Below are 8,688 nucleotides of genomic sequence, written 5' to 3'. Positions count from 1 at the left end.
GCCCGCGGCGGGTCAACGTCTATTTCGACAACGTCGGCGGGCCGATCCTCGACGCGGTGCTGGGCCGGCTGGCCACCAAGGCGCGGGTGGTGCTGTGCGGCGTCATCTCCAGCTACCTGACCGGGCAGCACCCGGGGCCGGCCAACTACGTCAACCTGCTCTCCAAGACCGCGTCGATGCAGGGCTTCAACGCCCTCGACGACTGGGGTCGCTTCGACGAGGCGTTCGCCGCGCTGCGCCAATGGGAGAGCGAGGGCCGAATCAGGGCGCGCCAGACCGTTTTTGAGGGCGTCGAATCGTGCGTCGACGCCCTCAACGGCCTGTTCACCGGGGCCAACATCGGCAAGATGCTGGTCAAGCTGAGCGAGCCCGCGCGCGGTTAGCCCTCGCCGAGGACGCGGTGCAGCGCCTTCTTGGCCTCGGTCAGGGCTTCGAGCACCTTCGTTCGGGTCTCGGCGAGCTGCTGCTTCTGCTCATCGGTGCCGGTCCAGGTGATCGTGCGGGCCAGGCCGGCCAGCTCGAACAGCTCTCTGCGGATCTTGAAGACGTCGCCGAACTTGGCCGCCCGCCCCAGGAAGGCGTGCGCGGTCTCGCTGCTGACACCCCGCCAGGCCAGCAGGTTGCGGCCCAGTTCGGTCAGCGTCGCGACGCCGCCCTCGACCGTGACGACACCCCGGCCGGCCAGCAGGCCGATGGCGAGCTCCGCCACGTCCTGCGGGGGCGTGAACGCGCCCTCGGTCGCGTCGGACACCCGCTGCACGATCTGCGCCGCGTCGGCCGGCCCGTCGAGCAGCAGCGCCGCGGTCACGAACGCGGCACGCTTGAGGAACGGGCGACGCCCGTGGCCGAAGCCGCCCTTGAAGCCGGGGCCGCCGCCGGATCCGCCATGCCCCCAACCTTTTTCGTTCCAGCCGCCACCGAATCCGGGACCGCCGAAACCGGGCCCGCCAAAACCGGGACCGCCGAAACCGCCGAAAAATCCACCAGACATCTCTGTCATTCCTTTCCACATCGGGACTATCAAGCTCCTTGATACCACCGGCGCGGGTAATGTCAAGTAAATTGATGGTTGCCTGCTGCGAACCGCGGTGTGCATGCAAGCATTGGGGCATGAGCGACGCTCCCGACGAGCCGTTGGGATTTCTGCTGTACCGCGTGATGGCGTCGCTGCGGCCCCAGGTGGCCGCGGAGCTCAAGCCGCTGGGCATCGGACTGGCGGAGTTTGTGTGTATGCGGATTCTGGCGAAGCATCCCGGGCTCACCAGCGCCGACCTCGCGCGCGGCACCAACGTCTCGGCGCAGGCGGCCAACCAGGTGCTGCGTTCGCTGGAGGAACGTGGTGCGGTGGCGCGCCCGGCGCCGGCGCCGGCGGGGCGGGCGATGCCGGCCCGGCTCACCCGCGAGGGCAAGGCGCTGCTGAAACGCGCCGACGCGGCCGTGCGGATGGCCGAGCAACGGATCCTGGCCCAACTGAGCGCCGACGAACAGCGTCACCTGAAGCGGCTGCTCTATGCGGCGGGCACAGATTCGGCCCGCTGACAGGGGTTACTCCGCCAAATTGGATGGGGTCCGCACGGTCCGGCGAGATGCGCACGGCCCCCGGCGCGTGGTTTCATAACACCGTTTGCAAAAGTTGCCTAGGGGAAGTCACGGGGGGCCGGAGGTCCCGGCACTTGAACGATTGGGGTAGAGCAATGGATCGTCGCAGCATGTTGCTGACCACGGGGCTCGGCATGCTGGCGGCCGTGGCCGCGACCCCCATCCCGGAGGCGCTGGCCGTCCCGTCGCCGCTCCCCGCGCCGCCCGAGGCGCCGTCGGCCGGCCCCGGCGGCTACATCTTCTCCGACGAGTTCGACGGCCCGCCGGGCTCGGCGCCGGATCCGGGGAAGTGGACGGTGCAGACCTGGCAGGACGACGTGTTTCCGCCGGTCGCGGGGATCTACCGCGATGACCGCCGAAACGTGTTCCAGGACGGCAACTCCAATCTCGTCCTGCGCGCCACCCAGGAGGGGGACACCTACTACGGCGCCAAAGTGCGCGGCAACTTCCGGAGCATGATCAACCAGACCTGGGAAGCCAAGATCAAGCTGAACTGCCTGGACCCCGGCCTGTGGTCGGCGTTCTGGGGCGTCAACGAGGACCCGCTGCCCGACGGCGAGGTCGACCTGTTCGAGTGGTACGGCAACGGTTCGTGGCCCCCGGGAACGACGGTGCACGCGGCCTCCAACGGCAAGACGTGGGAGGGGAAGTCGATTCCCGGCCTGGTGGACGGTGGCTGGCACACGTGGCGAATGCACTGGGGTGAGGACGGATTCCAGTTCGCGCGCGACGGGACGCAGTACTTCACCGTGCCGAACAAGCCCATCCACGTCCACGGCGGCGCCCCCGACGACTTCCGGTGGCCGTTCAACAACCCCGGCTACTGGATGACCCCGATGTTCACCCTGGCCGTTGGTGGCGTCGGCGCCGGCGACCCCGCCGCGGCGACCTACCCGGCGGACATGCTCGTCGACTACATCCGCATCTGGTGACTAGCGCTGGGCTTTGATCACCTGAACCAGGTTGAACTGCCAGCGCTCGACGAGCCGGAACCCCAGCTCGCGCGGAACCGCAAAGGCCGGCGTCGGACCGTAGACCGGGCCCGGCGGCAGCGCCGGACCCTGCTCGTGAGCGGGCATCGACTTGTCGGCCTGGGTGATGATCCACACGACGCCGCAATGGCTTAACGGCGGGGCGACGACCTCCGGGATGAGGTTGGTGTCGAAGACGTCGTTACGGTCCGTCGCCCGCTGCCACAGGGTGAGGTCGATCAGTTTCCGGTAGGCATCCGGTCGCGCCGCCAGCAGCGGGCGCATCGGGGCGGGCATGAACGTCACCGTGTCGTTCACCAGCAGGCAATCGCCCGGCGCCGCCTTCGCGGTGATCAGATCGGCCACCTGGCTGTAGTCCATACCGTATTTGGCGTACGGATTGCGTTGCGCCCGAACGTAATTCGGCGCGGCCGCGACGGCGAAAAGGCCGACCAGGGCGGCGGTGGTCCACGGCTTGGCCGCCACGGCGGCCGTGCAGACGCCCAGGATCAGCGCCATCGCCGGTGCGGTGAAGGCCAGATAGCGCGGCGTGTAAATCGGGTGCAGCAGCGCCGACCACGTGACGATCAGGGCGGTCGGTATCGCCAGCCACCCCACCGCAATGGTCAGCAGTTGCCGATCCCCCGGCGCGAGCCGCGCGGACCTGCTGAGCCACAACACGATAGCCGCCGCCACCACCAGCGCCGACAACACCGCGAACGGCGGGCTGCGTTCGAAGTACTGCTGAACCACCACGTCCTCGATCGTCCGGCGCCCGATCGGCGGGACCCAGCGGATCTGATGCGACTGCCCCGCCACCGCGACCAGAAACGGCGCCAGGGCGAGCGCGACCGCCCCCGACGTGATGGCGAAGCGCACCAAGGTTTTTCGCGTACGCTGACAGCTCCACACGAAGACGAGGTGTGCCAGCACCACCAGGATCAGGTAGGCGTCGAGCACGATCGACAGGGCCAGGGCGGCGCCGTAAGACACCCAGGACCAGGCGGTGTTGCGGCGCGCCGCCACGACGAGCAGCACCGTCAGCCACACCGCCGCCATCATCGACAGGGCATAGGGGCGGGCCTCGATCCCCGCCCACGTCGTCCGGGGCAGGATGCCGCACAACGCGCCGCAGGCCACGGCGACGGTGCGAGACGAGAACTGCCTGCCCAGCACCACCACCCCGGCGGCGGCGCCGCCGACCGCCAGACCGCTCGGGGCGCGGGACCAGAATTCGGTGGGCGGGAAGATCTGGAACCAGCCGTGCATGAGCGTGTAGTACAGGCCGTGGACGGCGTCGACGTTGCCCAGCATGCGCCAGAGCTGGCCGAGCGAACGGCTGTAGGACGCCGAAATGGTTGCGGCCTCGTCGTACCAGAAGGACGGCCTGGCGGCGCCGGCGAGACTGATTGCGGCGCTGAGCAATCCAACGACGAGCGGGTCCAGCGCAACCCGCGGCAGTGCCGACGGGCCGCCGCGGAGATGCCGTGACTCGACGGTATCGGAGACGCTCACCGCCCGCTATGTTGCCAGAAGCGGGCACCAGCCCTGCGTCGGTTACTCGGCCACACGCGCCAAAACCCGTCGGATCCTCGGCGGCGGTCGAATTGGGGCATTCGAACGTATGATCGATAAATGGGCGAGCTCGCGTCGATCGGATACAACGGTCAGCCGGTGCGCAGCCCGTTCCGGGTGGTGCGCCCGCCGATCACGGTGCTCGTCGACCTGACGGTGCTGTTCCCCCGCGAGCCGCACCGGTCGGGGCGGTATCAGCCCAACGGCCTGCAGCTGCACAAGGTCGTCGAGGGCCGGCTCAGCTGCTGGGGGATCTGCGAGCAGGGCGACTGGTGGGGGCTGGTGACCTACCCCATCGCGTATGGCTCCAAGCGCAAGACCGTGACGCACTGGGTGCCGGCCTGGACGCTGCGCCGGAAAGGCTAGCGGGTCGTGGTGCCGGCGGATTCCATCAATGCGATGATGGCTGCCCGTGACAGGCAACCTGGTTTCCGTTCTGACCAAGCTCATTCCGCTCGGGCTGGTCATCGCGCTGTCACCGATCACGGTGATCCCGGCTGTGCTGGTGCTCCACGCGCCCCGCCCGCGGCCGGCGAGCCTGTCCTTCCTCGGCGGCTGGCTGCTGGGGATGACCGCCCTCACCGCGGCGTTCGCGGCGGCCTCCGACCTGCTGGGTGATCTGCACCAGGCGCCGCCGACGTGGGCGTCGTGGGTGCGCGTGGTGATGGGGTCGGCGCTGATCGCGTTCGGCGTCTTCCGCTGGCTGACCCGGCATCGCCAGGGCACGAGCCCGGCCTGGATGCGTTCGTTTGGCAAAATGACCCCGCTGCGGGCGGGTGTGACCGGGGCGGTGTTGACGGCGGTGCGGCTCGAGGTGCTGATCCTGTGCGCGGTGGCCGGCCTGGCCATCGGCACCGGCGGGCTCGGCCCGGCGGCCGGCTGGGTCTCGGGTGCCATCTTCGTCGCCGTGTCCTCCTCGACGGTCGCCGTGCCGATCCTGGCTTACGTCGGCGCCGGCGGCCGCCTCGACGAGGCGCTGGAGCGGCTCAAGGTATGGATGGAGGAAAACCACGCCGCGATGCTCGCGATCATCCTGGTGCTGATCGGTTTGTTGGTGCTTTACAACGGAATTCACGCGTTGTAGTCGATCGACAGGCTAGATTGCTGCCCATGGCAGGAAGCTGGGGGACCGTGGTAACCGGGCTGATTCCGCTCGGGCTGGTCATTGCGCTCTCACCGATCACCGTCATCCCCGCGGTGCTGGTGTTGCAGGCGCCGCGCCCCCGCCCGAGCGGCCTCGCCTTCCTCGCCGGCTGGGTGCTGGGCATCGCGGCGCTGACGGCGGTATCCGTCGCGGCCTCGGGGCTGCTCGGCGGGCTGGACAAGTCACCGCCGAAGTGGTCGTCCTGGCTGCGCGTGGTCTTCGGGTCGGCGCTGATCGTCTACGGCATCTTCCGCTGGTTCACCCGGCACAGCCACACCGAGTCGCCGGCCTGGATGCGTTCGTTCGCCACCATCAAGCCGGCCCGTGCGGCCCTCACGGGTGCGGCGCTGGCGGTCGTGCGGCCGGACGTGGCGCTCATCTGCGTGCCGGCCGGCTTGGGCATCGGCACCAGCGGGCTCGGCCTCGGCGGTGACTGGCTGGCCGCGGCGTTCTTCGTTGCCGTCGCCGCGTCCAGCGTCGCGATCCCGATCCTGGCCTACGCGGCCGCCGGTGCGCGCCTCGACCCGACGTTGGCGCGGGCCAGGGACTGGATGGACAGGAACAACGCGGCCCTGCTCGCGGGCATCCTGATCGTGATCGGCGCGATGGTGCTCGACCACGGGATTGACGCGCTGCATCACCGGTAGCCGCCGTCGGCCAGGCCCGCGTCGGCCTCGAGCCGGTTCGTCGCGCCAAAGACCAACTCGCGGACCAGTTCCCTGCTGTAGTCCCTGAGCATGCCGCCGTAGCCCTTGGCCGCCCATTGCCGGCAGTGCCGCTCCTCGTGGTGCAGCACCCGGTCCAGGTCCAGGTGGTGCCAGGCGTACCCGGACCCGACGATGCGGCGAAGCCGCTCCGCGGGGTCGGCGAGCTTGCCCATGTTGACCATGAAGATGTCGCCCCAGGTGGTGCCGCCCCGGCGGCTGAACTGCCGCTGGATCCAATTGCCGCCGGCGCCCATGAGGATGCCGTTCGGGGTCGTCATCAGGCGGCCCCCGTTGCGATGGACGAACCTGACGTCGCGGGAGTAACTCCAGCGATTTGCGCTCTGCCGGTTGATGATTCGCGTGACCTCGGCGGCGGTGTAGGGCGTCTCGGGAAAGTCTGCGGGCCGCCGGCCCGCCTTGCCGTAGTCCGTGCCCGCGTTGAGGACGTAGGTCATCAGGGTCGCCGCGCGCGCGTCGTCGCCGCCGATGCTGCCCGGCAGCAGAAAGTAGGACTTGGCGTGCGGGTCCTTGATCTCCTCGAGCCCCTCGAGGACGGCGAAGCTGTCCGGCGCGATGGCGTGCCGCCGCGCGATCTCGCGGACGACGTCCGTGGCCACGCCCCGGCGTCGGGCGTTTTCCAGCCACGCCGCCGAGTAGCCGTTTGCGCGCACGGTTGCCAATTTAAGGTGTAGGCAATGGACATGCGGCCCCGGCGACGTGCGCGCGGCATCAAGCAGATCACTCGCGGGCTGGGCACGCTCGATCGGGAGCTGTTCGAGACGATCGCCGAGACGCCCACCCCGCTGCTCGACACGGTGATGCCGCCGCTGACCCGGGCGGCCGACCACTCCAAGCTGTGGCTGGCCATCGCCGCGGCGCTGCTGGCATCGGGCAAGCCCTCCGCGCAGCGCGGCGCGACGCGGGGCGTTGTGACGCTCGGCGCCACCAGCCTGGTCACCAACCAGGTGGCCAAGCGAATCCGACCGCGCCCCCGGCCCGTCTACGACTCGGTGCCACTGATCCGCCGGGTCCGCCGCCGTCCGGTGTCCAACTCCCTGCCGTCGGGACACTCCGCCAGCGCCGCCGCGTTCGCCGTCGGCGTCGGTCTGGAGAATCCACCGCTGGGCTTCGTCCTGGCGTTGCTGGCCGGCATGGTCGGGCTGTCGCGGGTGGCCACCGGCGCGCACTACCCCGGGGACGTCCTCGCCGGTTTCGGCATCGGCGCCGGCCTCGCCGTACTGGGCGGCCGGGTCGTCCCGCCGATCGTCCAAACCACCCTGCCCAAGACGGAACCGTTCCTCGTCGACACGCCGCCGCGGCCCGACGGCGCCGGCGTGGTCCTGGTCATCAACCCGGCGTCGGGAAGCGGCACCGGCTCGCGCGTCGTCGACGAGGTCCGCGCCGCGCTGCCCAAAGTCGAGATCGTCGAACTGGGGCCCGACGACGACCCGGAGGTGGCGTTGCGACGCGCCGCCGAGCGCGCCGAGGTGCTGGCCGTCGGCGGCGGCGACGGCACCGTGGCGACGGCCGCGTCGGTCGCCATCGACGCGGGGCTGCCGCTGGCGGTCTTCCCCGCCGGTACGTTCAACCACTTCGCCAAGGACATCGGCTGCGACACCGTGGCCAACACGGTGGAAGCCATCCGGGCGGGCAGCGTCGCCCGCGTTGACCTGGTGTGCCTCAACGAAAGCCGGATGGTGCTCAACACGGCGAGCATCGGCGCGTACCCGACGTTCGTCCGGTATCGCGAAAAGCTGGAGAAGCGCGTCGGCAAGCCGGTGGCGGGTTTCTACGCGATGCTGCACACGCTGCGCAAGGACCAGCCGGTCAGGATCCGCTACGACAACAAGACCCTGCAGACGTCGCTGTTTTTCATCGGCAACTCGGTGTATCTGCCGACGGGATTCGCACCGTCACGCCGCACTCGCATGGACGACGGCCTGATCGACGTGCGCATCCTGGAAACCGGGCGCCGCTGGGCGCGAACGAGAATCTTGACCGCGCTGGCGCTGGGGCGCCTGCTGCGCAGCCCGTTGTATCACGAGCTGCAGGTGCCCGAGTTCAGCTTTTCCGCCGTCGACGGCCCCACGGTGATCGCCCACGACGGCGAGGTGGGCGACGAGTACGAGCACGCCAGCTTCAGCGCGAAATACCGCGTCCTGCCGGTCTTTCGGCCACCGGCGCCGGACTGAGCCGGGTCAGGCCGAAGCTAGGCGCGCGGGCAGAGGTCGACCAAGGCGTAATCGATCAGGGCGTCCGCCTGCCGCGGCGTGAGCCCATTGGGGCCCAGGTCCATGGCGGACTTTTGCAGCGCCAGGGACTGCAGTTGCGACGCGGGGGCGCCCCAGGAGATCTGTTGGCAGATCTTCCAGCCGGTCTGCACCAGCGCCGGGTCACCACCGTCGAGGTCCTGGATGCCGATGGCGTGCAGGCGGTTGAGATAGGTGGCCTCATCGGCGTGTGCCGGGCCCGCGCACACGATGCCGGCGGTCAGAAGGGGCCCAACTGCAAACGCGGCGCGCATCAACTTGCCAGAGGTCCTCCGAGCTGCCATAGCTGCGTTCTCCTTTGTTTGCCCCCCGGGCATATATGAAAGCAGTTCCGTAACCGCGGCGCGCGACAAATTTGCGGCGTTTGAAAAGCGTTAACCCGGCAGCGTCGACCGGGCGGGCTAGGGTCGGCAGGTGCGCAG

10 protein-coding genes and 1 pseudogene are annotated in these 8,688 nt (G+C 69.5%); 7 read left to right on the top strand and 4 right to left on the bottom strand.

The genetic code is table 11. From position 1 onward, the window contains the following. Positions 1-383: pseudogene (locus A5673_RS27010) on the top strand (NADP-dependent oxidoreductase); the annotation flags it as partial. Here A5673_RS27010 and A5673_RS27005 read toward each other — a convergent pair. Continuing rightward, positions 380-991 (bottom strand): hypothetical protein, encoded by a 612-nt coding sequence (locus tag A5673_RS27005; RefSeq protein ID WP_068239835.1) that lies wholly within the window; start codon positions 989-991, stop codon positions 380-382. The pseudogene A5673_RS27010 and the gene A5673_RS27005 overlap by 4 nt on opposite strands. Positions 992-1,110: 119 nt before the next feature. Between A5673_RS27005 and A5673_RS27000 the strand changes: the two genes are divergently transcribed. Beyond that, positions 1,111-1,539, top strand: coding sequence for a MarR family winged helix-turn-helix transcriptional regulator (locus tag A5673_RS27000; protein ID WP_068239832.1), 429 nt, complete (start codon positions 1,111-1,113; stop codon positions 1,537-1,539). A 155-nt stretch (positions 1,540-1,694) separates the two neighbouring features. Beyond that, the gene (locus A5673_RS26995; RefSeq protein ID WP_068239830.1) at positions 1,695-2,531 is read left to right on the top strand and encodes a family 16 glycosylhydrolase; all 837 of its coding nucleotides are present in this window, start codon (positions 1,695-1,697) and stop codon (positions 2,529-2,531) included. On the opposite strand, the gene A5673_RS26990 is transcribed toward A5673_RS26995, so the two are convergent. Next, positions 2,532-4,031, bottom strand: a complete 1,500-nt coding sequence (locus tag A5673_RS26990; RefSeq protein ID WP_068239841.1) for a glycosyltransferase family 39 protein — start codon at positions 4,029-4,031, stop codon at positions 2,532-2,534. It lies immediately after the preceding gene. 174 nt (positions 4,032-4,205) lie between these two features. Here A5673_RS26990 and A5673_RS26985 point away from each other — a divergent pair, with 174 nt between their 5' ends. Genes A5673_RS26985 through A5673_RS26975 form a run of 3 tightly spaced genes read left to right on the top strand, consistent with a single transcriptional unit; the run spans position 4,206 to position 5,936 of the window. Further along, complete coding sequence (locus tag A5673_RS26985) at positions 4,206-4,511, top strand: hypothetical protein (RefSeq protein ID WP_068239829.1); 306 nt, start codon at positions 4,206-4,208, stop codon at positions 4,509-4,511. Between the two features lie 40 nt (positions 4,512-4,551). After that, positions 4,552-5,229 carry a GAP family protein gene (locus A5673_RS26980; protein ID WP_369806531.1) on the top strand — a complete coding sequence of 226 codons (678 nt, stop codon included), beginning with the start codon at positions 4,552-4,554 and terminating at the stop codon, positions 5,227-5,229. A 26-nt stretch (positions 5,230-5,255) separates the two neighbouring features. Beyond that, a complete protein-coding gene (locus tag A5673_RS26975) occupies positions 5,256-5,936 on the top strand; it encodes a GAP family protein (RefSeq protein ID WP_068239820.1) in 681 nt (226 codons plus the stop codon). Here the strand turns inward: A5673_RS26975 and A5673_RS26970 are convergent. Further along, positions 5,927-6,667, bottom strand: a complete 741-nt coding sequence (locus A5673_RS26970; protein ID WP_068239810.1) for a hypothetical protein — start codon at positions 6,665-6,667, stop codon at positions 5,927-5,929. The two genes, A5673_RS26975 and A5673_RS26970, sit on opposite strands and share 10 nt — an antisense overlap. Positions 6,668-6,691: 24 nt before the next feature. Here A5673_RS26970 and A5673_RS26965 point away from each other — a divergent pair, with 24 nt between their 5' ends. Next, positions 6,692-8,188 carry a bifunctional phosphatase PAP2/diacylglycerol kinase family protein gene (locus A5673_RS26965; protein ID WP_068239808.1) on the top strand — a complete coding sequence of 499 codons (1,497 nt, stop codon included), beginning with the start codon at positions 6,692-6,694 and terminating at the stop codon, positions 8,186-8,188. Positions 8,189-8,205: 17 nt separating this feature from the next. Here the strand turns inward: A5673_RS26965 and A5673_RS26960 are convergent, their stop codons facing one another. Further along, the gene (locus A5673_RS26960) at positions 8,206-8,550 is read right to left on the bottom strand and encodes a DUF732 domain-containing protein (RefSeq protein WP_068239838.1); all 345 of its coding nucleotides are present in this window, start codon (positions 8,548-8,550) and stop codon (positions 8,206-8,208) included. Positions 8,551-8,688 lie beyond the last annotated feature (138 nt).

It is taken from the genome of Mycobacterium sp. E3198, from assembly GCF_001667015.1.
Classification (GTDB): Bacteria; Actinomycetota; Actinomycetes; order Mycobacteriales; family Mycobacteriaceae; genus Mycobacterium.
This window is presented reverse-complemented; position numbering and strand designations above follow the sequence as displayed.

What these genes read in the sequence shown, in the direction of transcription:
- A5673_RS27005 (WP_068239835.1), bottom strand. Translation starts at nt 991, where the DNA reads ATGTCTGGTGGATTTTTCGGCGGTTTCGGCGGTCCCGGTTTTGGCGGG.
- A5673_RS27000 (WP_068239832.1), top strand. Translation starts at nt 1,111, where the DNA reads ATGAGCGACGCTCCCGACGAGCCGTTGGGATTTCTGCTGTACCGCGTG.
- A5673_RS26995 (WP_068239830.1), top strand. Translation starts at nt 1,695, where the DNA reads ATGGATCGTCGCAGCATGTTGCTGACCACGGGGCTCGGCATGCTGGCG.
- A5673_RS26985 (WP_068239829.1), top strand. Translation starts at nt 4,206, where the DNA reads ATGGGCGAGCTCGCGTCGATCGGATACAACGGTCAGCCGGTGCGCAGC.
- A5673_RS26975 (WP_068239820.1), top strand. Translation starts at nt 5,256, where the DNA reads ATGGCAGGAAGCTGGGGGACCGTGGTAACCGGGCTGATTCCGCTCGGG.
- A5673_RS26965 (WP_068239808.1), top strand. Translation starts at nt 6,692, where the DNA reads ATGGACATGCGGCCCCGGCGACGTGCGCGCGGCATCAAGCAGATCACT.
- A5673_RS26960 (WP_068239838.1), bottom strand. Translation starts at nt 8,550, where the DNA reads ATGGCAGCTCGGAGGACCTCTGGCAAGTTGATGCGCGCCGCGTTTGCA.